This window comes from Endozoicomonas sp. SESOKO4 (assembly GCF_024606275.1).
In genome coordinates this window covers 1-1,127 of sequence record NZ_JAHHPS010000266.1, presented here as the reverse complement: position 1 = coordinate 1,127, position 1,127 = coordinate 1, and the positions used below count along the sequence as shown (strand labels likewise).

At 44.0% G+C, this 1,127-nt stretch carries 2 protein-coding genes; both read left to right on the top strand.

The genetic code is table 11. The features are described from left to right. The coding region (locus KDK16_RS04865; protein WP_257252616.1) for a hypothetical protein at window positions 1-511 on the top strand (511 nt) is incomplete at its 5' end. Between the two features lie 267 nt (window positions 512-778). After that, window positions 779-1,127, top strand: a 349-nt coding sequence (locus KDK16_RS04860; protein ID WP_257252618.1) for a hypothetical protein, incomplete at its 3' end; no start/stop codon positions are given.

The window sequence follows — 1,127 nt, the reverse complement described above, 5'->3', positions numbered from 1 at the left end:
TTTGGCGTTGATGTTAAATGTGATTAACCTTGTTCTCTTCCCTGAATCCAATGATAAATACATAGACTTTGGCGCCAATGCCAACAGCGCGGATGAGCATGACGATTGCTGGAAGGACATTCCTGAGGTCAGTCGCGAAAGCACACAAAACAACTCAATCGCATCCCTGAAAACAAATGGTCTGCCTCTGGTTGAAATGCAACGTTACAAAGCTCGTCTTTGTGAATTTTACCTTAAAGAGTACCGGGAATATTTTCATCGACTCTGGGAAGAATGCTCAGAAAAGAGTCAATTAACCATAGCAAAACACTGTTTGCGTCATCAAAATGTTGCCGTTAGCCCTTTAACCACCAAGGAGTTTTCAAATTTGTTGTCTGAAGAGCACGACCAGAAATATTGGCTGGACATCTATCTCGCTAACATGAAAAAACATACAAAAAATGAGGATGAGTGGTACAGCATGCTTCTGGACTATGGCAGGAAGTGGGGCGAAAACAACCGATTTTATTGAGTTCGAATTGCCTACCCTCCTCAATGTGGCACTGCCCATGTGATTTCAATTTATTGTTCATTGCTGCCTATGCCCACCGTGCCAACTATCTCTTGGTCACACCCCAAGACCTCCTGCCATTCGGCAGCTGCGGAGGTGATCTTATAATTCTGCCCAGTCTTCACAGAATGGTTGGAACTAACTATTGGGTTAAAAGTCCAAGTTATATCTGGTTTGGCTTTTCTTAATCAGATCGTCATAGCAAGGACAGCAGTGAGGGTTAAAAAAATGGATTCGCTCCGTATTAAAACAATAGAACAGACGTGTTTCGCCGCTTGCGTCAGTTCATCTGACAATATTGATAAGACAGGCACCGCTTTTGCCAGAGAAGTGAGTAGAAGTGAAGATGTAATGCTCCCGGCGGTTGCTTCTGCAAAGCAGGATGAGGCGATCAATAGTGATTTCATGTGCAAGGCCGGGCATAAGGTAGCCGTTACTGATATTGCCCCGAAAATAATTGACACGGAACTGGAAACGCTGACCACTGAACCGGTAAAAATGCGTCCGAAAACAACGAACACAGAAACAGCTAATTTTCCGGTCATTGATCCATCGTTGATCGAATCCACTCAGGTAG